Origin of the sequence: Micromonospora sp. CPCC 206061, assembly GCF_036906915.1 — a bacterium.
Taxonomy (GTDB): domain Bacteria; phylum Actinomycetota; class Actinomycetes; order Mycobacteriales; family Micromonosporaceae; genus Phytohabitans.
In genome coordinates this window covers 37152-60117 of the sequence record NZ_JBAKHX010000038.1, presented here as the reverse complement: position 1 = coordinate 60117, position 22966 = coordinate 37152, and the positions used below count along the sequence as shown (strand labels likewise).

19 protein-coding genes are annotated in these 22966 nt (G+C 71.5%); 9 read left to right on the top strand and 10 right to left on the bottom strand.

Going from position 1 to position 22966, the window contains the following annotated elements:
• Positions 1-13 precede the first annotated feature (13 nt).
• Positions 14-649: a lipoyl(octanoyl) transferase LipB gene (gene lipB / locus V6V89_RS24025; RefSeq protein ID WP_334621549.1), complete on the top strand. Its 636-nt coding sequence runs from the start codon at positions 14-16 to the stop codon at positions 647-649.
• Positions 650-666: 17 nt separating this feature from the next.
• Here lipB and aspS read toward each other — a convergent pair whose 3' ends face one another.
• Positions 667-1923: an aspartate--tRNA(Asn) ligase gene (gene aspS, locus V6V89_RS24020; RefSeq protein ID WP_334621548.1), complete on the bottom strand. Its 1257-nt coding sequence runs from the start codon at positions 1921-1923 to the stop codon at positions 667-669.
• 326 nt (positions 1924-2249) lie between these two features.
• Between aspS and lipA the strand changes: the two genes are divergently transcribed.
• The gene (gene lipA / locus V6V89_RS24015; protein ID WP_334621546.1) at positions 2250-3176 is read left to right on the top strand and encodes a lipoyl synthase; all 927 of its coding nucleotides are present in this window, start codon (positions 2250-2252) and stop codon (positions 3174-3176) included.
• Between the two features lie 49 nt (positions 3177-3225).
• Here lipA and V6V89_RS24010 read toward each other — a convergent pair whose 3' ends face one another.
• Positions 3226-6102 (bottom strand): helix-turn-helix transcriptional regulator, encoded by a 2877-nt coding sequence (locus V6V89_RS24010; protein WP_334621545.1) that lies wholly within the window; start codon positions 6100-6102, stop codon positions 3226-3228.
• Positions 6103-6143: 41 nt separating this feature from the next.
• Positions 6144-6314, bottom strand: a complete 171-nt coding sequence (locus tag V6V89_RS24005; RefSeq protein WP_334621544.1) for a hypothetical protein — start codon at positions 6312-6314, stop codon at positions 6144-6146.
• Positions 6315-6447: 133 nt separating this feature from the next.
• Between V6V89_RS24005 and V6V89_RS24000 the strand changes: the two genes are divergently transcribed.
• Both V6V89_RS24000 and V6V89_RS23995 read left to right on the top strand, forming a co-directional pair.
• Positions 6448-7137, top strand: coding sequence for a DUF4191 domain-containing protein (locus V6V89_RS24000; RefSeq protein ID WP_334621543.1), 690 nt, complete (start codon positions 6448-6450; stop codon positions 7135-7137).
• Between the two features lie 2 nt (positions 7138-7139).
• On the top strand, positions 7140-8240 hold the full coding sequence (locus tag V6V89_RS23995; RefSeq protein ID WP_334621542.1) for an amidohydrolase family protein: 1101 nt from the start codon (positions 7140-7142) through the stop codon (positions 8238-8240).
• On the opposite strand, the gene V6V89_RS23990 is transcribed toward V6V89_RS23995, so the two are convergent.
• A complete protein-coding gene (locus V6V89_RS23990) occupies positions 8225-8626 on the bottom strand; it encodes an RDD family protein (protein ID WP_334621541.1) in 402 nt (133 codons plus the stop codon). The genes V6V89_RS23995 and V6V89_RS23990 overlap by 16 nt on opposite strands.
• 238 nt (positions 8627-8864) lie before the next feature.
• On the opposite strand from V6V89_RS23990, the gene glnA (V6V89_RS23985) reads away from it, so the two are divergent.
• Positions 8865-10289: a type I glutamate--ammonia ligase gene (gene glnA / locus V6V89_RS23985; RefSeq protein ID WP_334621540.1), complete on the top strand. Its 1425-nt coding sequence runs from the start codon at positions 8865-8867 to the stop codon at positions 10287-10289.
• Positions 10290-10462: 173 nt separating this feature from the next.
• Here glnA (V6V89_RS23985) and V6V89_RS23980 read toward each other — a convergent pair whose 3' ends face one another.
• Both V6V89_RS23980 and V6V89_RS23975 read right to left on the bottom strand, forming a co-directional pair.
• Positions 10463-11884, bottom strand: a complete 1422-nt coding sequence (locus tag V6V89_RS23980; protein WP_334621539.1) for a pyridoxal phosphate-dependent decarboxylase family protein — start codon at positions 11882-11884, stop codon at positions 10463-10465.
• A complete protein-coding gene (locus tag V6V89_RS23975; protein WP_334621538.1) occupies positions 11881-13068 on the bottom strand; it encodes a glycosyltransferase 87 family protein in 1188 nt (395 codons plus the stop codon). Before V6V89_RS23975 ends, V6V89_RS23980 begins: the two co-directional genes overlap by 4 nt.
• A 14-nt stretch (positions 13069-13082) precedes the next feature.
• Between V6V89_RS23975 and V6V89_RS23970 the strand changes: the two genes are divergently transcribed.
• The gene (locus V6V89_RS23970; protein WP_442935203.1) at positions 13083-14678 is read left to right on the top strand and encodes a hypothetical protein; all 1596 of its coding nucleotides are present in this window, start codon (positions 13083-13085) and stop codon (positions 14676-14678) included.
• A gap of 10 nt (positions 14679-14688) precedes the next feature.
• Here V6V89_RS23970 and V6V89_RS23965 read toward each other — a convergent pair whose 3' ends face one another.
• Positions 14689-17628 carry a bifunctional [glutamine synthetase] adenylyltransferase/[glutamine synthetase]-adenylyl-L-tyrosine phosphorylase gene (locus V6V89_RS23965; RefSeq protein ID WP_334621536.1) on the bottom strand — a complete coding sequence of 980 codons (2940 nt, stop codon included), beginning with the start codon at positions 17626-17628 and terminating at the stop codon, positions 14689-14691.
• A gap of 139 nt (positions 17629-17767) precedes the next feature.
• Positions 17768-18502, bottom strand: a complete 735-nt coding sequence (locus V6V89_RS23960; protein ID WP_334621535.1) for a type 1 glutamine amidotransferase — start codon at positions 18500-18502, stop codon at positions 17768-17770.
• An 83-nt stretch (positions 18503-18585) separates the two neighbouring features.
• Here V6V89_RS23960 and V6V89_RS23955 point away from each other — a divergent pair, with 83 nt between their 5' ends.
• A complete protein-coding gene (locus V6V89_RS23955; RefSeq protein ID WP_334621565.1) occupies positions 18586-19464 on the top strand; it encodes a S66 peptidase family protein in 879 nt (292 codons plus the stop codon).
• Positions 19465-19559: 95 nt separating this feature from the next.
• Positions 19560-20102: an SPW repeat protein gene (locus V6V89_RS23950; protein WP_334621534.1), complete on the top strand. Its 543-nt coding sequence runs from the start codon at positions 19560-19562 to the stop codon at positions 20100-20102.
• Positions 20103-20107: 5 nt separating this feature from the next.
• Here V6V89_RS23950 and V6V89_RS23945 read toward each other — a convergent pair whose 3' ends face one another.
• Positions 20108-20803: a helix-turn-helix transcriptional regulator gene (locus V6V89_RS23945; protein ID WP_334621533.1), complete on the bottom strand. Its 696-nt coding sequence runs from the start codon at positions 20801-20803 to the stop codon at positions 20108-20110.
• A gap of 201 nt (positions 20804-21004) precedes the next feature.
• On the opposite strand from V6V89_RS23945, the gene V6V89_RS23940 reads away from it, so the two are divergent.
• Entirely contained in the window at positions 21005-21496 is a 492-nt protein-coding gene (locus tag V6V89_RS23940) for a hypothetical protein (RefSeq protein WP_334621532.1), read from the top strand.
• A gap of 66 nt (positions 21497-21562) precedes the next feature.
• Here V6V89_RS23940 and glnA (V6V89_RS23935) read toward each other — a convergent pair whose 3' ends face one another.
• Positions 21563-22915: a type I glutamate--ammonia ligase gene (glnA, locus tag V6V89_RS23935; protein WP_334621531.1), complete on the bottom strand. Its 1353-nt coding sequence runs from the start codon at positions 22913-22915 to the stop codon at positions 21563-21565.
• Positions 22916-22966 lie beyond the last annotated feature (51 nt).

The window sequence follows — 22966 nt, the reverse complement described above, 5'->3', positions numbered from 1 at the left end:
TACGCTGGCCTACGTGACCAGCACGATTCCGCGCCTGCACGCCCAGCGCCTCGGACTGATCGACTACGTCGCGGCCTGGGATGAGCAGCGCCGCGTCCACGAGCTGGTGGCGGGCGGCGACGAGCCCGGCACCGTCCTGCTCCTTGAGCACCCCGATGTGTACACCGCGGGCAAGCGCACCGAGCCGTGGGACCGCCCGATGGACGGCACCCCGGTCGTCGACGTCGACCGTGGCGGCAAGATCACCTGGCACGGGCCGGGGCAGATCGTCGGGTACCCGATCATCAAGCTGGCCGAGCCCGTCGACGTGGTGGCCTACGTGCGCCGGGTCGAGCAGCTGCTGATCGACGTGTGCGCCGAGTTCGGCCTAGCGGTTGGTCGGATCGAGGGTCGCAGCGGCGTCTGGGTGCCCGAAGACACCCGTGGCCCGGCGCGCAAGGTTGGCGCGATCGGCATCCGCGTGGCGCGCGGCACGACACTGCACGGGTTCTCGCTCAACTGCGACTGCGACCTGTCGGCCTACGACCGCATCGTCCCGTGCGGCATCAGCGACGCCGGTGTCACCTCCTTGACCGCCGAGCTAGGCCGCCCGGTAACGGTGACCGACGCCCTCCCGGTAGTCGAACGCCACCTGCAAACCCTTCTCTAACCCCCGCGATAGCCAGCTCACGGGGTTAGGCGGTTGCGGTCTCTGGGAAACGCTGCCACCTCCCGGACGTTGCCCACGCCGAGCAGGCGTGCGACCCACCGCTCCAGCCCGATGGCGAAGCCGCCATGCGGCGGCATGCCGTACCGGAACGCGTCCAGATAGGACGCGTACGGCTCGATTGACTCGCTGCGGGCAGCGAGCGCCGCCACGTAGTCGTCGTACCCGTGCAGCCGCTGGCCGCCGGTGATGAGCTCGACACCGCGGAAGATCAGGTCGAACCCGTTGGAGTACGCGGGACGGGCCGGGTCGGGGTGGGTGTAGAAGGGCCGCTTCGCCATCGGGTACCCCGTCACGAACACGAACTCCGACCCGTGCTCGCGCCGCGCCCACTCGCCGACCGCCCGCTCGTGCGCGGGTGCGAGGTCGGGCTCGTCGGCGGGCGCGCCCGCGATCGCCAATGCCTCGGGAAAACGCACCGACGGAATCTGGTCCGGCACCTCGACAGCCGCCGTCGCGGCGCAGGAAGCCGCCATCCCAGCCAGCACCTCGCGCACCACCGCCATCACGTCCCGGTGGTCGTCGATGAAGCCCAACTCCACGTCCAGCGACGTGTACTGCGCCAGATGCCGGCCGGTGTCGTGTGGCTCGGCCCGGAAGACCGGCCCCACCTCGTACACCCGCTCGAACACGCCCACCATGAGCTGCTTGTAGAACTGGGGCGACTGTGCGAGGTACGCCGGGCGCCCGAAGTAGTCGAGTGCGAACACGTTCGCCCCGCTCTCGGTGGACGAGGCCACGATCTTCGGCGTCTGCACCTCCACGAAGCCCAGGCCGTCCAGTGTGGAGCGGAACCCCGCGACCGTGGCCGCCGCCACCCGGAGGGCGGTGGCGCGGGTGTGGTGCCGCAACGAGAGCGGCGCGTGGTCCAACTGTGTCGGCAGGGTGGCTGCCAGGTCGGGCCGGAAGAGGTCGAACGGCAGCGGCTCGGCGGGCGGGCCGAGCGCGCGTACCCGAGGAGCCACGACCTCGACCCCGGCGGGGGCGGCCGCGTTCGCGACCACCTCGCCGGTGACCTCGACGGCCGTCTCCTCCGTGAGCTGCTCGATCTGCGCCCGGACCTCGGGCGCGGTGACCACCACCTGGCTGAGCCCGCCCGCGTCCCGCACGATCAGGAACGCCACGGACTTCAGCAACCGCCTGCGGTGCACCCAGCCGGCGATACGCACGGGCTGGCCCACGTGGGCAGACAGTCGCGTGGAAAGGATGCGTTGCATTGGGCACCTCCTCGTCATCGCGCAACGCGATCCCCGATTGGGCGCGGGCGAGTGGGGAACTCGCGGTGCCACCGCGCCTTCACCCCCGCGAGGGGGGCCTCATTTCACATCGGCTCAGGAGTGTCTTCACGCCCCGGCGCCGGGCCACCGTCACAGCTGCTGGTGGCTCTCTTTGCCGGCGGGATCGGGGCGGTACTTGGTTCCGTCGTCGCCGTTGGCCGGCCACGCTACCAGGCACGGCACGTGGGCGGCATCACAATAACGACGGGGGTGAGGCTCGTCGCCCACGGTTCAAGGTTGACCACGGTCAGCGTACGCTCGAAATCGTGACCATCGCTCCCGAGGGACGGCGTCTGCTGCGCATCGAGGCGCGCAACGCGGAAACGCCGATCGAGCGCAAGCCGCCGTGGATCAAGGTCAAGGCCAGGATGGGCCCTGAATACACCGAGCTGCGCGGCCTCGTGCAGCGCGAGGGTCTGCACACGGTGTGCCAGGAGGCGGGCTGTCCCAACATCTACGAGTGTTGGGAAGACCGCGAGGCGACCTTCCTGATCGGCGGCGACCAGTGCACCCGGCGGTGTGACTTCTGCCAGATCGACACGGGCAAGCCGGCGGAGTTCGACGCCGACGAGCCGCGCCGGGTCGGCGAGTCGGTGGCGACGATGGGCCTGCGCTACGCGACGGTCACCGGGGTGGCCCGCGACGACCTGCCCGACGGCGGCGCCTGGCTGTACGCCGAGACCGTCCGCCAGATACACAAGCTCCAGCCGGGGTGCGGCGTCGAGCTGCTCATCCCTGACTTCAACGGCGACCCGCGCCAGTTGGGCGAGGTGTTCGACGCCCAGCCCGAGGTGCTCGCGCACAACGTCGAGACCGTGCCGCGCATCTTCAAGCGCATCCGGCCCGCGTTCCGATACGAGCGCTCGCTCGACGTGATCACCCAGGCGCGCTCCGCCGGGCTGGTAACCAAGTCCAACCTGATCCTCGGCCTCGGCGAGGAGCGGCACGAGGTGTCGCAGGCGCTGCGCGACCTGCACGCCGCCGGGTGCGAGCTGGTGACGATCACGCAGTACCTGCGGCCGACCCCGCGCCATCACCCGGTGGAGCGGTGGGTCAAGCCGGAGGAGTTCGTGGAGCTGAGCGCGGAGGCGGAGCAGATCGGCTTCGCCGGTGTGATGAGCGGCCCCCTGGTGCGCTCGTCATACCGTGCGGGTCGCCTGTATCAGCAGGCCCTGGCCGCCCGCGAGATTTAGGCAGGGTCTGCTGCCCTCGCTTCTCTCGGGCTCTCGCGCCGGAAGGCGCTCACTCCAGCAGGCCCAGGCGGTGCGCCACCGCCGCGGCCTCGATGCGATTCGCCACGTCGAGCTTCGCGATGATGCGCGACACGTGCACGCTCGCCGTCTTCGGCGAGATGTACAGCCGCTCGGCGATCAGCCGGTTGCTCAGTCCCGCGGCGACCAGCCGCAGCACCTCGCGCTCCCGCTCGGTCAGCAGCTCGGTCTCCGTGACCGTGCTGGACCGGCCGGCGGCCCGCAGCCCGACCCGCCGCGCGAGTGTGTCGAGCTCGTCCCGCAGGAGGCGCGCGTCGAGCTCTGATGCGATGGCGCCCGCCTCCTCGACCGCCTCGGCCACGACCGCCCGCTCGCCGGCGGCCGCTGCCGCCTCGGCCAGCCACAGCTGGGCGCGCCCCAGCTCGTAGGGCTGCCCATCGGCCCGCCGCGCCGCCACGGCGGCCCGCCACGCGGGAAGTGTGTCGGACCCCAGCAATGCCTCGACCTCCGCGCGGCCGGCAAGCTCGGCCGGGTGCCGTGCCTCGATGGTGGGTGCCAGGGCCTGGATCCGGGCGCGCAGCTCGTCGTCGTCGGCCAGCGCGGCGGCCCGTGCCGCCACGATGAGCATCCGCCAGACGTATCGCGGCACGTCGTCGAGGCCACCGAGTGCGACCGCCTCGCGGGCCGCGGTGACCGCGTCGGCGACGTTGTCGGCGGCGAGGGCGGCCTCGATACGCAGCTCGTGCAGCGGCAGCCCCAGCTGGTGGTCGAGGTAGGGCTTGGTCTGGAAGCCGAGGGCCCGCGCGATCAGCTCGTCGGCGCGCGGGTGCCCGCGGCGCAGCCGCAGCCGCGCGCGGATCTCCAGCCAGTGCAGCCCGAGCGTGCCGGGTGGGTCGACCCGGGCGGTCTCGGAGCAGAGCGCGTCGGCTTGGTCCCACTTGCCGAGCGCGACCAGCGCTTCGGCGTGGTTGGAGAGCAGGAAGGCGCCCTTGGACCGGCTGATGCCAACCCGTTTGGCCTCCGCGGTGCCCTCCTCGGCGACCCGGGCGGACTCGCTGTAGTTGCCCACCTCGAAGAACGCGTCGGAGATGTTGACCAGGGAGTGCACCAGCCGGTCGGCGTCGCCCGACGCGCGGGCCCTATCGGCGGCGCGCAGCATCTCGGCCATGCCTGTCTCGACCGAGATCCGCCGGCCGCGCACCCGGGCGAATGTGAGCGTGGCGGATATCCAGGACGCTTCATCGCCCAGCGTCTCCGCGGCGGTCAGCGCCTCGCGGGCGATGCTGGCGCCCATCTCCGGATCGGTGCGGCCGAGCTGGCTTGAGATGTCGGACAGCAGCCGCACCCGACTGGGGTCGTCGGGCACCCGCCTGACCAGCTCGTACGCCTTGCGCATCTCGTCGGCGCCGTTGCCCTTGCCCAGCACCCGGATCATCCGGCCACGCCGCTCCAGCAGCCGCGCGGCGCGCAGCGGCTCGGCGTCGCTGTCGACCTCGGCGAGCGCGGCACGGGTGAGGCTCATGGCCCGCGTGAAGTCGCCGGCTGTGGACGCGGCGCTGGAGGTCTGTTCGAGGAGCGCGAGGTGGTCCATGCCCAGCAGTTCGGCGGCGTCGGGCACCTGGTCCCACAGCTCGAGGACGCGTTCGAGCAGGCGGCTCTTCTCCGCGTACGCGTATCGCTCGCCCGCTGCCGTGGCCGCCGCCATCGCGGAGGTGAGCGCCCGCGCGTGGTCGTGCGCGCTGTACCAGTGGTGGGCGATCTCCGCAGGGGCGCGGCCGGCGCCCACGAGCTGCGGTCGGGCCTCGATGACCGCCGCGTACCGCGCGTGCAGCCGGGCCCGCTCACCGGGCAGCGAGTCTTCGTGCACCGCCTCGCGCACGAGCGCGTGCCGGAACTCGTATCCGCCTTCTTGATCGGCCACGACGAGCTGCGCGGCGACCGCTGCCCGGAGCGCCTCTTCGAGGGTCGTGTCGGGCACGTCGGCGACTGCGGCGAGCAGGTCGTGGCTGATGCGGGTGCCGCCCGCGGCGGCCATCCGCAGCACCCGCTGGGCCTGCTCGGGCAGCCGGTCGACCCGCGCGAGGAGCAGGTCTCGCAGCGTGTCGGGCAGGTCGGAACAGCCGCTGCCGTCGCCGATCGCGGCCAGCTCCTCGACGAAGAACGGGTTGCCCTGGGCGCGCTTGTGGATGGTGTCGACGACCGACGCCCGGGGCTCGGTGCCGAGCAGATCGGTGAGCATCTCGGCGGTGCCGTCGCGGTCGAGCCGGTCGAGGTCGACGCGCTCGACCCCACGAGCCCGGTCGAGCTCGGCCAGGTACGGCCGCAGCGGGTGCCCGCGGTGCAGCTCGTCGGAGCGGTAGGTGCACACGAGCAGCACCCGCGCGGTGCGCGCGGACCGGATGAGGAAGGCGATCAGGTCGCGGGTGGACCGGTCGGCCCAGTGCAGGTCTTCGACGATCAGGACCAGCGGTCGCTGCTCGGCCAGCCGACCGAACAGGCTCGCGACCATGTCGAAGAGGTAGCCCCTGTTGGCATCGGGGACGCGCTCGGGCCCCGCCGGGCCCAGCTCAGGCAGCAGCCGGGCGAACTCGCTCTCCTGCCCGCTGAAGACCCCGGGCCCGTCGCGGCGCAGCAGATCGCGCAGCGCGGCGGCGAAGGGCGCGAACGGCAACCCCTCCTCGCCCAGCTCCAGGCACTGGCCGGTGAGCACCTGAGCGCCGTCGCCCACCGCGACCCGCCGGAACTCCTCGACCAGCCGTGTCTTGCCGACCCCCGCTTCGCCACCGACAAGCACGGCTGCCGCCTCGTCGCCCCGCGCGCGCTTGAGCGCTTCGCGCAGGGCGGCGAGATCGGCGTCTCGGCCTACAAGGACAGTGCTGGTCGCACGGGCGGTCACGAGATCGAGCATGACACGCCCCTCCGACGATTCCGCACGCGTTTTCCCGGGACTCAGGACATCGCCGGTGCCCGGGTTGCGGCGCGTTGCCGCCGCCCGATCCGCGGCAGCCAGCGTGACCGCGGCACCTCGCGAGCAAGCCGCTCGCGGTCGGCCTCGGCGTACAGCTCGGCGGTGCGGTAGCGGTGAAGGGTCAGGACGGAGTGGACATCTGCTGTGTTCATGTCTTACACACTTCGCCTGAAGGCACCCCCGCCGCATGAGGGCGATGCCGCATATCCAGGTCCTGCGGGGTCCTTACCCGATCGTCCTACGCCGGTAAGGTACTTACTGACCGCGGCCACTAGACTCCGGGGCATGGCAAAGCCCGAGGAGAAGGTCTCGTTCGGCCAGCGGCTGAAGCAGATCGGGATGGTGTTCTCGTTCACCGCCAAACGCGACAAGTGGTTCATGCCCTTGGTCGCCGGGGCGGTGCTCATTCCCATCGCGCTGACGGTCGTCGCCGTCATCACCTGGGGCTGGCTGTGGCTGCCGGTGGGCATCCTGCTCACACTGCTCGCGGTGCTCATCGTGCTCAACCTGCGCTCCAACGCGGCGATGATGAACGCCGCCGAGGGGCAGCCGGGCGCCGCGGCCCAACTGGTGGAGAACATGCGCGGCGACTGGCGGGTGACCCCGGCCATGAGCTCCACCACGCAGATGGACATGGTGCACCTGGTGATCGGCCGCCCCGGAGTGATCCTGCTCGCCGAGGGCAACCCGCAGCGGGTGCGCAGCCTGCTCGGCCAGGAAAAGCGGCGGCTCTCCAAGGTGATCGGCAACGCGCCGCTCTACGACTACGTCGTCGGGCAGGGCGAAGACGAGCTGTCCGTCCGCAAGCTGCGGATGACGCTCATGCGGCTGCCGCGCAACCTCACGGGCAAGGACGTCAACGCGCTCGACAAGCGCATGAAGGCCCTCACCGCCCGTCCGCAGATGCCGAAGGGCGCGATCCCGAAGAACATGCGGCCGTCGAAGGGCGCCTTCCGCCAGATGCGCGGCCGCTGACCGTGGACCTGGCGGCGCTGCCGCTGGTCGACCACCACGTGCACGGCGCGCGGCGCGACGATCTGACGCGAGCCGAATTCGAAGACGCGATAACCGAGTCCGACCGGCCGGTGCCGGCGTGGATGAGCACGTTCGACTCGCCGCTCGGGTTCGCGATCCGGCGCTGGTGCGCCCCGCTGCTCGGCCTGCCGCCGCACGCCGACCCGGACGACTACCTCGCCCGCCGCCACGAGCTGGGCGCCGCCGAGGTCACCCGCCGGTTTCTCACCGCGAGCGGGGTGAAGCACTTCCTCGTGGAGACCGGCTTCCGGGCCGCCGAACTGCTCGACCCCGCCGGCATGGCCGCGGCCTCCGGCGCCGTCGCGGGCGAGGTGGTCCGGTTGGAGTCGGTGGCCGAGGAGCTAACCGGCGTCGCAGCCGCGGACTTTGCCATCCGGTACGCCGAGCGCCTGGCCGAGCGCACCGTCGCGGCGGTGGGCCTCAAGACCGTCGTCGCGTACCGGTACGGCCTGGACTTCGACCCGGCTCGTCCCAGCGTGGCCGAGGTTACCGAGGCGGCCGGCCGCTGGCTCGGCGCGGGCGGTGGCCGGCTGGCCGATCCGGTACTGCTGCGGCACGTCATCTGGGCGGGCGTCGACCGCGGCCTGCCCCTGCAGATCCACACCGGCTTCGGCGACCCCGACCTGCGCCTGCACCGGGTCGACCCGCTGCTGCTGACCGGGTTTCTCGAGCTGGTCGAGGCGCACGGGGTGCCGGTCCTGCTGCTGCACTGCTACCCGTTCCACCGGCACGCGGCGTATCTCGCGCAGGCGTACCCGCATGTGCACTTCGACGTGGGGCTCACGCTGAACTATGTCGGCGCGGCCGCCACCACCGTGCTGGCCGAGGCGCTGGAGCTGGCCCCGTTCGCGAAGCTGCTGTACTCCTCGGACGCGTTCGGCCCCGCGGAGCTGCACTACCTCGGCGCGGAGCTGTGGCGCCGCGCCCTGGGCGCGGTGCTCGGCGAGCGGGTCGACGGCGGCGAGTGGTCCGCCGCGGACGCTCGGCGGGTCGCCGAGATGATCGGGTACGGCAACGCGCGGCGGGTCTACGACCTGGGCTGAGCGTCCACGACGACCGAGCCGGCCGCCTTGTCGTGCAGCCCGCGCCGGTTGGGATCCATGATGAGCGCCGGCACCACGAGGCTCAGCAGCACGCCGCGCACCAGAGCGCGCACGACGCCGATCCGCCCGCCGTCGGAGAACGAGACGCACCGCAGTTTGGTGATCGCCATTCCGGGTGTCTGCGCGAAGAGGCCGATGAAGAACCCGTACTCGGCGATCAACACGGCCACCGGTGGCCATCCGTCGCGTAGTGGGTCGCCGAAGAAATTGGACACCAGCAGGCAGAGCACCCAGTCGATCACGAGCGCGCCGAACCGCTTCGCGAGGCTCGGCGGCTCGAATCTGCCGGCCGGTGCGGAAGGCGGGGAAACCGGTTCGGTGGCCATGTCGAGCGAGCGTAGTCCGCAGTTCGGGACGTACCGAAAGCGACCGGTCACAGAGAGACCGCGCGGGTGTATGGTCCCCTCGGATGCACTGGTGAGGACGTGCGGGTTCTGACGTGACGTAACACGGCGGAAACAATGGAGACATGGCCGGGCAACGGCACAGCCATACCGTCGCGACCAGCCAGCCATACCAGCGGCCATGCCGCCATTTAGCTCAGCGACGTGCCAGGAGGACGTGTTGTTCGCCAATCCCGAGGAACTCCTTCGGTACCTCAAAGACGAGGGCGTGAAGTTCGTCGACGTACGGTTCTGTGACCTGCCGGGTGTCATGCAGCACTTCAACACCCCGGTCGAGTCGGTCGACGAGAGCATTTTTACGGACGGTCTCGCCTTTGACGGCTCGTCGATCCGGGGCTTCCAGCAGATCCACGAGTCCGACATGCTGCTGCTGCCGGACGTCGCCAGCGCCTTCATCGACCCGTTCCGGGCGCAGAAGACCCTGGCGTTGAACTTCTTCATCCACGACCCGTTCACCCGCGAGGCCTACTCGCGTGACCCGCGCAACGTCGCCAAGAAGGCCGAGGCCTACCTGGCCTCCAGCGGCATCGCCGACACCGCCTACTTCGGCGCCGAGGCGGAGTTCTACATCTTCGACTCGATCCGGCACGACACCAGCGCCAACGCCGCGTACTACTACATCGACTCGATCGAGGGCGCGTGGAACACGGGCACCGACGAGCCGGGCGGCAACCGCGGTTACAAGACCGCCTACAAGTCCGGCTACTTCCCGGTGCCGCCGCAGGACCACTACGCCGACCTGCGCGATGACGTCGTGACCAACCTGCTGAAGGTGGGCTTCACGGTCGAGCGGGCGCACCACGAGGTCGGCACCGCCGGCCAGGCCGAGATCAACTACAAGTTCTCCACGCTGCTGCACGCTGGCGACCAGCTCCAGCTGTTCAAGTACATCGTGAAGAACACCGCCTGGCACGCTGGCAAGACCGCGACGTTCATGCCCAAGCCGCTCTTCGGTGACAACGGCTCCGGCATGCACACCCACCAGAGCCTGTGGCTGAACGGCGAGCCGCTGTTCTACGACGAGACCGGCTACGCCGGCCTCTCCGACACGGCCCGGTGGTACATCGGCGGCCTCCTGCACCACGCGCCGTCGCTGCTGGCGTTCACCAACCCGACGATCAACTCCTACCGCCGGCTGGTGCCGGGCTTCGAGGCTCCGGTCAACCTGGTCTACTCGCAGCGCAACCGCTCCGCCTGCACCCGCATCCCGGTGACGGGCAGCAACGCCAAGGCCAAGCGCGTCGAGTTCCGGGTGCCCGACCCGTCGAGCAACCCGTACCTCGCCTTCTCGGCGATGATGATGGCCGGCATCGACGGCATCAAGAGCAAGATCGAGCCGCCGGAGCCGATCGACAAGGACCTGTACGACCTGCCTCCGGAGGAGTGGGGCAACGTCAAGCAGGTGCCGGGTTCGCTGCCCGAGGTGCTCGACAAGCTGGAGACCGACCACGACTTCCTGCTCGAGGGCGGCGTGTTCACGCCCGACCTGATCGAGACCTGGATCTCGTACAAGCGTGAGAACGAGGTCGACCCGGTCCGCCTGCGGCCGACCCCGCACGAGTTCGCCATGTATTACGACGTATAACTGCCTACGACGTCTGAGACTGCGTTCGAGTCCGGGTCGTGAGGGCCGGTGCACTTCGGTGCACCGGCCCTCACGTTTGCGTGGCTCATGATTCGGCAACGGTCCGTGGGGGCGGGGTCGCGCGATGAGCACCCAGGACCGGACCATGGTCCTACGTTCCTCGGAGCACACGCCTAGGTCAGCGTTGCGAGGAGGCCCCGGACGACGGCCACGAACTCGTCGATGTCTTGCTCGGTGGTGCGCCAGTTGACGATCGCGGGGCGCAACGCCACCCGGCCGCCGTACACGGTGGTGCCGGCGAAGACGCGGCCATCGGCGATCAGCGCCTCGCCGAGCCGCTTGTTCAGGCCGTCGAGGGCCGCGTCCGGTACGCCCGGCGGGCGGGCACGGAAGCACACGATGCACAGCGGCACGTCGGCGAGGCGTTCCAGGTCGGGCGCCTCGTCGACCAGGCCGGCGAGGCGCTGGGCCAGGTCGAGGTGGCGCTCCACCATCGCCTGGTACCCAGCCCGCCCGTACGCCGCGAGCGTGGCCCAGATGGGCAGCGACCGGGCGCGACGCGACGACTCCGGCCCGAGCATCGCGTACCCGCCACCTGGGTCGTCCGGCCCTGGCAGGTACGCCGCACCCGGCATCCCGAACGCCTTGCCCAGCCGCGCCGGGTCCCGCAGGAACGCAAACCCACTCTCGTAGGGCACGTTGAGCCACTTGTGGGCGTCGCAGGCGATGGAGTCGGCCCGCTCGACGCCGCGCACCAGCCCCGCCGAGCGTGGTGACAGCGCCGCGAAGATCCCGAACGCCCCGTCCACGTGCAGCCAGGCGCCGTACCGCTCGGCGAGGTCAGCGAGCTCGTCGACCGGGTCGAAGTCACCGGCGTTCACCTCACCCGCGTTTCCGATGATCACCGCAGGCCCACCGTACGCCGCGAGGCGGCGCTCGATCGCGCCCACGTCCACCCGGCCCACGGCATCCCGGGCGTACACCTCGACGCTCTGCCCGCCGTGCCCGAGCATCTGCAGCGCCTTCCGGGCACTCGGATGCAGGTACCCGCCGGAGAGCACCGGCATCCGGGGCAACCCGGCGATGCCATCGGCCGCCACGTCGCCGCCGTGCCGCTCGCCCCACCAGTGGGTGGCCGCGGCGAGGCTGGTGAAGTTCGCGAACGTCGCGCTCGCCACCAGCGCTCCCCCGTACCCCTCGGGCAGCCCGAACAGCTCGCGCAGCCAGCGCAGCGCCACCGTCTCCACCTCGGTGGCGAACGCGGACGACGCGCGGAAGGCGGCGTTCTGGTCGAGCATCGACGCGATCCAGTCGCCGGCCAGCGCGGCAGGCGTCGAACCGCCGATCACGAAGTGGTAGAAGCGGGGACCGGCCGAGTTCGTGGCGGTGGCTGTGCCGATGCGAAGCAGCCTGCGTACGGCGGCGGCTGAGCCCTCCCCCTTGTCCGGCAGGTCTCCGGACAGGTTCGCGAGCAGCGGCGCGGTGGCGGGGTCGTGCACCGGCCGGTCGGTCAGCGCCTCCAGGTACGGCGTCGCGGCGGCGTAGACCTCGTGCAGCACGACGTCGGTCTCGGTATCCAGCAGCGGATCACTCATGCCTTCACAATGCGCTCGCGCTGCCCGCTGGCGGAGGACCAATCGGAAAGCGGCGGCTCCACCGGATCGCGGGCGGGCACGACAAACAGTAAGGCGATGCTCACCCAGACGTACGCATTGCTGCCCAGGAAACCGATCACCCCACCCGAGCCGCGCTCCCAAATCCAGACAAAGCGGCTAATAAGAAGCCCATACGCGAAAATAGCGAAGCCCAACCTGCGCCTGTCCCTGGCGGCGAGCGCCCGGTCGAACAGCACGATCAGCGCCGGCAGCAGCCACACCAGGTGGTGCACCCAGGTGACCGGGCTGATGAGGGCCCCCACGACGCCGGTCAAAGCCAGACCCGTCTTCGCGTCGGCGCCCCGCACCCGCCACGCCCACACCGCCAGCGTGAGCAGCACCAGCACGAGCCATAGCGCCCGGCTCGGATGCGTCGGGTCGAGCCGCGCCACGACGCCCTGCAACGACTGGTTCGACACGAACGACAGCGAGCCGATCCGGTCGGTGTTCCACAGCGCCTGAGTCCAGAACTCGCGCGACGAGTCCGGCGCCACCGCGGCCGCCAGTACCGTCACGCCCGCCGCCGTGCCGCTCGCGGTGAGCGCCGCGCGCCACCGCCCGGTGATCAGCAGGTACACGATGAAGATGCCCGGCGTCAGCTTGATCGCGGTCGCGAGCCCCACCCCCACACCCGCCCAGCGGCTGTCGCGCGCCACCAACCACAGCAGGTCAGCGGCCACCAGGAAGAGCAGCAGCGTGTTGACCTGCCCGAACGTGACCGTCTCGCGCATCGGCTCGAAGGCGGCGGCCAGGCACACCGCGATCGCGAACGCGTACCAGCGGGTCCAGCCCTCCCGGCGGGCGATCGAGTCGACCAGCCACCACAGCAGCAGCCCGCTCGTGACCACGGCCGCGAGCACGCTGATCACCATGGCCAGCGGCCACGACACGTACGCCATCGGCAGCATCGCCAGCGCCGCGAACGGCGGATAGGTGAACCCGTACCGGCTGTTTAGCTTGAGCCAGTCGTAGATCTCACCACCGTCGTGCACCCAGTAGTTCACCGCGCCGTAGTAGACCTGCAGGTCGAAGAACCCGTGGCGAATCATCGTGAAATAGAGGAACACCGTCACCGCGAGGGCCAGAGCCACGACGACGGTGAGGTTCCTGCGCACGGTCACCATGCTGCCAGTACCGTGTGCGCGTGCGTGTCGTGGGCCTCTTCGCCGTTCTGCTCGCGGGCGTATATCTCGCCCTTCCCATCATGGGTTCCGACCTCTCCGCCCAGGTGGCCCGGGCGGACTTCTTCGCCGCGCACGGCCTGACCCCTATCGACCTGCGCTGGTACGGCGGCACCAACCAGTTCGGATACAGCCTGGTTTCGCCGGCGGTGATGGCGCTGATCGGCGTTCGGGTGACCGGCGCGCTGTCGCTCGTGGGGTCGGCGGTCGCGTTCGCCGCGCTGCTCTTCCGCACCGGCGTGCGGCGCCCTCTGCTCGGCGGGCTGGTGGGCGCGGTCTGCATCGCCGGCAACCTGGTCTCCGGCCGCGTCACCTACGCGCTGGGCGTCGCGTTCGCCCTGAGCGCGCTTGCGGCGCTCACAGTGCCGCCTGCTGGCCGGCTCGCGTGGTTGCGGTACGGCGGCGCCGCCGCGGGAGCCCTGCTCGCCGCCGCCACCAGCCCCGTCGCTGGCCTCTTCACCGGCCTCGCCGGCGTCGCCCTCCTGCTGAGCAGGCGCCGCGACGGCGCCGTACTGGCGGCGGGCGCGGCCGTCCCGCTCGCGGTCACGTCGCTGCTGTTCGGCGAGGGCGGCTGGATGAACATCAGCCGCACCGACACGATCCACGCGGTCGTGACCAGCCTGGCAGTGGCGCTCCTCGTCGGGTACCGCCCGGTGCGCGCGGGTGCCCTGCTCTCGGCGGCGGGCGTGCTGCTCGCCGCGCTCGTGCACACGCCCGTCGGCCTGAACGCCACGCGGCTGGTCACGATGTTCGCGCTCCCGGTGCTCGCGGCGTGCGCCCGCCTGCCCCGCCCGCCGGCCGGCGCCCGCACACCCAGGATCACCGCGCGGGTGCGCATCCCCCACCGCATCCGGCCGCGCTGGGCGGCCGCCGGGCTCGTCGCGGTCCTGACGATCGGGTACTGGTGGCAACCGCCGGTCGTCTGGGCGGACCTGCGGGACGCGGGCAACCCGACCAGCGACCGGGAGTACTTCGCGCCCCTGCTCGCAGAGCTGCGCGCCCGCCGCCCCGCGGGCCGTATCGAGGTGCCGCCGACCCGCGACTACTGGGAGGCGGCGTACATGGAGGGCTTCGCGCTCGCGCGGGGCTGGATGCGCCAGGTCGACATCGCGCGCAACCCGCTCTTCTTCGAGACCGTGCCGGGCGCGCCCGGCACCGGGGTGGCGCTGACCGAGCCCGCGTACCGCGCCTGGCTCGCCGACAACGCGGTGACCTACGTGGCGGTACCCGACGCTCAGCTCTCCTGGGTGGGCCGAGCCGAGGCCGCCCTGGTCAGATCCACCCTGACGGAGGTCTGGAGCAATGAACACTGGCGGCTCTACGAGGTCCCCAGCCCGGTCCCCTTGGTCGCCATGCCCGCGACCCTCGTGTCCCACGACGCCGCGAGCCTGACCTTCGACGCTCTAGTATCGGGCGACATACCCGTCAAGATTCGCCACAGCCGCTGGCTCACCGTGACCGGTAGCGCCCGCCTGGCTCCTGATGGCGACTGGCTCGTCGTGACGGTGCCGCGGCCTGGGCGCTATGCCTTGAAGAGCTCGCTCATACCCTGAGGCGCGTCGCCTAGGAAGAGCTGAGAACGCGTTCTACAGCGGCTCTGGAGCGGCGGGTCGTGCGTAGGTAGTGGTCGAGGAAGGCGCCGCCGTCGCCGGCGTTCAGGAGTCTCACCACGCCGGCCAGGTCAACGCCATGTCTCGGGAGCTGGTCTGTCGGGCGGCCGCGGACCAGCGTGAGAGCGTTGCGCACGCGCGCGGCCAGCGTCCACCCGGCCGCCATCGCCGACGCGTCGGCGGGCGCCACCAGCCCGGCGTCGCGCGCCGCCACCAGCGCGTCGAGCGTGCGGGTGCGCCGCAGCATCGGCACCCGCTGGGCGTGCCGCAACTGGGTGAGCTGCACCGCCCACTCGACGTCGGCAAGCCCGCCCCGGCCCAGCTTGGCATGCGTGGCCGGGTCGGCGCCGCGCGGCAGCCGCTCGGTCTCGACCCGGGCCTTGATGCGGCGGATCTCGATGATCTGCTCCCGGCTCAGCCCGCCCTCCGGGTACCGCACCCGGTCGGCCAGCGCCTCGAACCGGGCACCCAGCAGCTGATCTCCGCACACGAATCGGGCGCGTAGCAGCGCCTGCGCCTCCCACACCTTCGACCAGCGCGCGTAGTACTGCTCGTAGGCCGCCAGGCTCCGCACGAGCGGCCCTTGCCGGCCCTCGGGACGCAGGTCGGCGTCGACGCCCAACGGCGGGTCGGGCGCGGGGGCGCCCAGCAACCGGCGCATCTCCTCAGCAATCGCGTGCGCCGCCCCGCTCGCCCCGTCGTCGGGTGTGCCGGTCGGCGGCTCGTACACGAAGAGCACGTCGGCGTCGGACGGGTAGCTCATCTCGTACCCACCCAGCCTGCCCATGCCGATCACCGCGAACCGCAGGCCGGGCATCGGCGGCTGCGCCGCGGTCGCCACCCGCAGTGCGGCGGCGAGGGTCGCGTCGGTGACCGCCGACAGGGCGGTGCCGACGCCGACCACGTCGAGCGGCTCGGGCGGGGCGAGCGTGCCGGCGCGGCTCAGCACGTCGGCGCTGGCGAGGCGAAACAGCTCCCGGCGGCGCAGTGCCCGCAGGGCCCCGATCGCCTGCGCGGGCTCGGCGTGCCGGTCGGCCGCGGCGGCGAACCCCTCCCGCAGCACCTCGACCGGACGCGGGGTGAGCTCGGCGTCGTCCGCGAGCAGGCGCAGCGCCTCCGGGTCGCGCACCAGCAGGTCGGTCACGTACCGGGACAGCCCCAGCGCCCGCGCGAGCCGTAGCGCCACCGGGCCCTCGTCGCGCAGCAGCCGCAGGTACCAGGGGGTGCTGCCCAGCTTCTCCGAGACCTTGCGGTAGCTGAGCAGCCCGAGGTCGGGCTCGGGCGCGTCGGCGAACTCCTCCAGCAGCACCGGCAGCAGCGTGCGCTGGATCGAGGCGGTGCGCGACACCCCGCCTGTGAGCACCTCCAGGTGCCGCAGCGCGGTGCCCGGATCGCGGAACCCCAGCACCTGCAGGCGCCGCCGCGCCGACTCGGGCACCATCCGCAACGACTCGGCCGGCACCCGGGCCACCGCCTCCAGCAGCGGCCTATAGAGCAGCTTCGCGTGCAGCCGGCGTACCTCGGCGGCGTGGGCGACCCAGTCGGCTCGGAACGCCTCGACGGCGTCGCGGTCCGGGGTGCCCGTGTAGCCGAGCGCGCGGGCGAGCCAGCGCACGGCGTCCGGGTCCGTCGGCACGGTGTGCGTACGCCGCAGCGCCTGAAGCTGGAGCCGGTGCTCGACGTTGCGCAGGAAGCGGTACCCGCGCAGCAGCGCCTCCCCGTCCGCGCGACCGACGTAGCCGCCCGCGACGAGCGCCCGCAGCCCCGGCAGCGTGCCCGGTGTGCGCAGCGACTCGTCGATCCGGCCGTGCACCAGCTGGAGCAGCTGCACGGCGAACTCGATGTCGCGCAGCCCGCCCGGCCCTCGCTTGATCTCCCGGTCCAGCTCGCGGGCCGGCACGTTGTCGATGATGCGGCGCCGCATCGCGCGCACGTCGTCGACCGCCTCGGGACGCTCGGCCGCGTGCCACACCAGCGGCGCGAGCTGGTCGATCCACTCCTGTGCGAGCGCGGTGTCGCCGGCCGCCGGCCGCGCCTTCAGCAGCGCCTGGAACTCCCACGTACGCGCCCAGCGCCGGTAGTACGCCAGGTGGCTGGCCAGCGTGCGCACCAGCGGGCCGCGGCTGCCTTCGGGGCGCAGCGCCGCGTCGACCGGCCACGCCACCTGCCGGCAGATGTCGATGAGGCGCGCCGCGATCGTGGTGCCCGCCGTGAGATCGTCGTCGGCCGCCGCCACGAAGATTACGTCCACATCGGACACGTAGTTGAGCTCGTTGCCGCCGCACTTGCCCATCGCTACGACGGCAAGCCGCGGCGTGGCGCCGGCCTCGTGCGCCGCGATGTCGTACGCCGCCGCGAGCGTCGCGTCGGCCAGGGCCGACAGCGCCTCCATGGTCTGCTCCAGGGCGCGTCCGCCGGTCAGGTCGGCCGCCGCGATCCGCAACAGCGCCAGCCGGTACGCGCGGCGAAGCGCGGGAACCGTGGGATCGTCCACTGTGAGCACACCGTCGGCGTTCGGTGCGACGCCGTCCTTTTCGGTCACCAGCGCGCTCCACTGGTCCGGGTTTGCCACCAGGTGGTCGCCCAGCGCGGACGAGGCACCCAGCACCGCGACGAGCCGCCGCCGCAGGCCCGCGTCGCCCGCCAGCGCGTCCAGCACCCGCATGGGCCCGCTCCGCCGCTCGGCCTCGGCCAGCCTGTGCAGTTGGCGCAGTGCCAGATCCGGATCGGCCGCCCGGGACAGCGCGGTCAGCAGGTCGGCCGCCACCTCGCCGGCCGGCTCCTGGACGGTCACGTCCCACAGCCCGAGCCCGCCCGGCCCGAGCAGGCCGTCGGCGCGCGCCCCGAAGCCGTACCGCGCCAGCCGGCCCTGCGCCCTCGTGGGTCTGCTCACGCTGCGTCTCCTGGCTCGCTCGCTCGCGCGGCGCTGAAGGCGACGCCTTCCCTCGCGCCACGCAGCGACTTCGTCGTGCCGTGGTCGGGGAGGTGGGCGGGCAGTCCAGGCGCCGCCGCGCCAGTTCGCTCGCTCACGCCTACTGTCCCAGGATGGGCAGCGGACGGCGAATATCCCGCAGCTCACCCAGCGCGAGCGCGGCGAACCGGGCAGCGAACGGCTGCCACACCTCCTCCACGTCCACCATGATCGCGTCGAAGGCGGCGACCAGCCCTTCGGGATCCTCCAGGTCCGGCGACGCGGCCACCCAGCTCGCGATCATCGCGGTGTCGCACTCGATGTGGAACTGCAACCCCCAGGCCTTCTCACCCATCCGGAACGCCTGGTGCGGGTATCGCGTCGAGGCGGCGAGCAGCACCGCGCCGGCCGGCAGCTCGGTGATCTCGTCGTAGTGCCACTGGTGCACGTCCGGCGCCAGCGGCACGTACCGGAACAGCGGGTCCTCTGCCGCCGCGTCCCGCCGGCCGACCAGGGCGGGGCCGATCTCCGGGCCGGACGGGCTCCGCTCGACCGTGCCGCCGTGCGCGGTGGCGAGCAACTGCCCGCCCAGGCAGACGCCCAGCGCCGGCACACCGTGCCGGACGGCCTTGCGCAGCAGCGCCTCCACATCGTCGAACCAGTCGGGGCGCGGCTCGTACGCCGACTGCTCCCCGCCCATCACCACGATCGCCACGTATCCGTCGAGGTCGGCCGGCAGCGGCTCGCCGGCGTGCGCCCGCACCACCTCGAGCCGTAGCCCCGCCTCGGTCAGCCACTCCCCCAGCCGCCGGACGTCGTCCGTCGGGTCGTTCTCCACCACCAGCGCCGTACTCACAGACCCCAACCTACTCGGGCGATACGCTCGGGCGCGTGGACAGCGGGGTGCGGGCGGCGGTGTTGCGGACGGGAGACACGGTCATGTTGGTGTCGCCGTCCGGGCCGACGCGGCCGGAGCGGGTGGCCCGCGGGATCGAGCTGTTGACCGGCTGGGGCCTGCGACCGGTGCTGGCTCCGCACGCGTACGCCCGGCACGGGTACTTCGCGGGCGCGGACGAGCTGCGGGCGGCCGACCTCAACGCTGCGTTCGCCGACCCGGGCGTGCGCGGCGTGCTGTGCACCCGTGGCGGATACGGCGTGCAGCGGGTCGTCGACGTGATCGACATGGCGGCGGTGCGGCGCGAGCCCAAGGTGGTCGCGGGGTTTTCCGACATCACCGGACTCCAGCTCGCCCTGTGGCGCGGCGCGCGACTGGCCACTGTGCACGGTCCTGGCGTGGCGTGGCTGGAAGACCGCACGCCACCGCTGTCGGCCGAGTCGCTGCGCGCCGCGCTCATGAGCACCGATCCCGTTGTCGTGAAACGGGTCGAGAGCGAGCAGACCGCGCCGGTCACGGTGCCTGGTGCGGCGTCCGGCACCCTCATCGGTGGCAACCTGAGCCTTCTCGCGTCGTCCGTCGGCACCCCGGACATGCCCGACCTGACCGGCGCCATCGTGCTTCTGGAAGACGTCGACGAAGCACCGTACAGAGTGGACCGGATGCTGACCCACCTGCGCCGCGCGGGCGCGCTGGCGGGGATCGCCGGCGTGGCCGTGGGCCAGTTCACGAACTGCGCCGACGAGTGGTCGGTGAGCGTCGCCGACGTTCTGCTCGACAGGCTGGGCGACCTGGGCGTACCGGTGCTCGGCGGGCTGCCCATCGGGCACGGGGCCGGCCAGCTCACGGTGCCCGTGGGCGTGCCAGCCGCGATGGACGCGTCGACGGGCACGCTGACCGTAGAGTCCGCGGTGTCCGGATAGACACTCTTGCGGTGGCGGAGGCCTGCCAACCGGCGCATGCTACGAGTGAGTGGAAGACTTCCACCCGCTCTCTCCGTGAGGGAGGTGGGCCTGCGATGACCGCACAGACCCCTGCACAAACACCTGCAATCGAGGAGCATCCGGACATTGCCGCCCTTCGGGCACGGTATGACCGGGTCGCCGAGACGCCGACCGCCCAGTTGGTCGACGGACTCACCCTCCTGACCGGCCTCTACCTGGCGATGTCGCCGTGGGTCGTCGGCTTCACCAGCGATTCGCCCGGCCTGACCGCGAGCAACCTCTTCAGCGGTGTCGCGGTCGCGCTGCTCGCGCTCGGCTTCGCCTCCGCGTACGGCCGGACGCACGGCATCACTTGGGTCACCGCGGTGATCGGCGCTTGGACGATCATCGCGCCGTGGGTGGTGAACGGGGCAACGCCGGACAACTCGGCGATCGCCAACAACGTCATCACCGGCGCGCTGTGCCTGCTCCTCGGCCTGGTCATGGCATCGGTCGGCATGCGTGCCGGCACGCGGCGCGGCACGCGACGGCCCGGTACCCGGCCCGACATGGGGCCCGACATGGGGCCCGACATGGGGCGCGAGATGGGGTCCGGAATGGGGCGAGGTCGGCCGTAAGAATCTCAAACGAAGATGAGCGGCCGCACGAGGTCTCCCGGTAGGTCCAGGTCGCTCGGTAACAGGCGGCGCGGCGGGGCGGGCTCGGCCGTACCGGTCACCGACTCGATCCGGTCGGTGCGGAACGCGCGCACCCCGTCGCGCAGCCGGCACCACGCCACCAGGTACCAGTACTCCCGGTTGCCCAGGTAGCCGAGCGGCTCGACGCTCCGCGTTGTGGCGACCCCGTACCGGTCGGTGTAGTCGATGCGCAGGATCGTGCGCCCGTGCAGCGCGTCGGCGATGACCCTGGGTACCACCGGCGCCGGATGCCCCACGGCGAAGTGCAGGCGCTCAGCCAGCTCTCGGGCGGCGAGGTCGTCGGCCTCGGGCAGCATCGCTCCCAGCTTGCGCAGAGCCGACGCGGCGTCCGCGTGGAACGGCGTGCCGCCGAGCCGCCGGAGCGCCACCGCGACGGCGACGGCCTCGCTGGGCGCGAGGTGCAGCGGCGGCAGAGCGCGGGACCGGTCGAAGACGTATCCGCCGGCGCGCCCGCCATCCGTGACGATCGGCAGGCCAGAACGGCGCAGGGCGTGAACGTCGCGCGCGACCGTGCGCACGCTGATGTGGAAGCGCCGCGCGAGCCAGGGCGCGCCGCGTGATCTGGGTGCCGCCGCGCGCAGCTCGGCCGCTAGGGCGCAGAGCCGGTCGGCGCGCTTCATAGACCGACGTTACGACACATGTACGAGTCAGTCCATCGGTGTTTCCTATGCCCGCGCTGGTGACGAAGCACGCTCATCACCGCAATCCGTCCACGTGAGAGCCGGATTGTCAGGCCGCTGACAGCAATGCCATGGGGCCCTTACAGACGGGCGGCTCATGGTCGATCGGGTACCCACCCATTGAGTTAGTCCGGAGGTTCGATGTCCAGGCCGATATCCAAGAAGACGATGTTCGCCGGGTTGGCCGCGGCGGGCGTGCTCGCGGTCGGGATCGCCGCACCCACCGTGGCGTTTGCGGAGGACAGCTCCGGCTCCTCGTCCACCAGCCAGCCCGACCGGAAGCAGCAGCGCGCCGAGCGCGACGCCGAGTTGGCCAGGGCCCTGGCGGCAGAGTTGGGCATCTCGGAGGACAAGGTGACCGCTGCCATCGAGAAGGTACGCGGGGAACGGAAGCCGCAGGGCCAGCCGAAGGGCACCGAGAAGAGCCAGGCCGACCGGCAGGCCAAGCTGAAGAGCCGGCTCGACGCCGCGGTGAAGGAAGGCAAGCTCACCCAGGAGCAGGCCGACGCGATCCTCAAGGCGTACGAGGCCGGTGTGCTGGGCGGCTTCGGCGGCGGCAAGGGCGGCCCTGGACGTGGCCCGGGTGGTGGCGGCGAGAAACCAGGCACCCCGTCACCTAGCGCCACCAGCTAACAGGCCCGGTGCCGCTCGCCACGCCCGTCCCCCGCGGTGCTGGCGAGCGGCACCGTCATGTGCGATCTAGAGCGCGCCCAGGTACCGCTGGCGCTCGTACGGGGTGACCTCGCGGCGGTACTGCTCCCACTCGGCCCGCTTGTTGCGCAGGAAGAAGTCGAAGACGTGCTCGCCCAGCACCTCGGCGATCAGCTCGGAACCGGCCATCACGTCAATAGCCTCCGAGAGGTTTTCGGGCAGCGCCTCGTACCCCATCGCCTTGCGCTCGGCGACGGACAGCGCCCACACGTCGTCCTCGGCACCCGCCGGCAGCTCGTACCCCTCCTCGATGCCCTTCAGGCCGGCGCCGAGCATGACCGCGAAGGCCAGGTAGGGGTTGGCGGCCGAATCCAGCGAGCGGACCTCGACCCGCGCGGAGTTGGGCTTGCCGTACGCCGGCACGCGCACCAGCGCGGACCGGTTGAGGTGCCCCCAGCAGACGTAGGCCGGCGACTCGGTGATCCGGTCGGGCAGGGCCTGCGGGAAGAGCCGCTTGTACGAGTTGACCCACTGGTTGGTGACCGCCGTGTACTCCCGGGCGTGCACCAGGAGGCCGGCGATGAACGCCCTGGCCACCTTCGACAGCTTCATCGAGTCGCTGGCGTCGTGGAACGCGTTGCGCTCGCCCTCGAACAGCGACAGGTGGGTGTGCATGCCGCTGCCCGGCTGGTCGGTGAACGGCTTCGGCATGAACGTGGCGCGCACGCCGTGTGAGAGCGCGACCTCCTTGACCACGTGCCGGAAGGTCATGATGTTGTCGGCCGTGGTGAGCGCGTCCGCGTACCGCAGGTCGATCTCCTGCTGGCCGGGCGCGACCTCGTGGTGGCTGAACTCGACCGAGATGCCGATCCGCTCCAGCGCGAGCACGGCCTGACGCCGGAAGTCGCGCGCGACCGCGTGCGTGGTGTGGTCGAAGTAACCGCCGGCGTCGACCGGCGTCGGCAGCGAGCCGTCGGCGGGGCCGTTTTCCAGCAGGAAGAACTCGATCTCGGGGTGGGTGTAGAAGGTGAAGCCCTTCTCGGCCGCCTTGGACAGCGCCCGGCGCAGCACGTGGCGCGGGTCGGCCCAGGACGGGCTGCCATCGGGCAGCAGGATGTCGCAGAACATCCTGGCGCTCTCGCCGCTGACCCCACCCTCGAACGGGAACACCTGGAAGGTGGTCGGGTCGGGCATAGCGATCATGTCGGACTCGAAGACCCGGGCGAAGCCCTCGATCGCCGAGCCGTCGAACCCGATGCCCTCCTCGAACGCGGCCTCAAGCTCGGCCGGCGCCACCGAGACGCTCTTGAGCGTGCCCAGCACGTCGGTGAACCACAACCGGACGAACCGGATGTCGCGCTCTTCGAGCGTGCGGAGCACGAACTCCTGCTGACGGTCCACTGCTAACCCCTTGTGACGCGGTGACGCGGTCGCTGAGCTGTACCGGAGTCT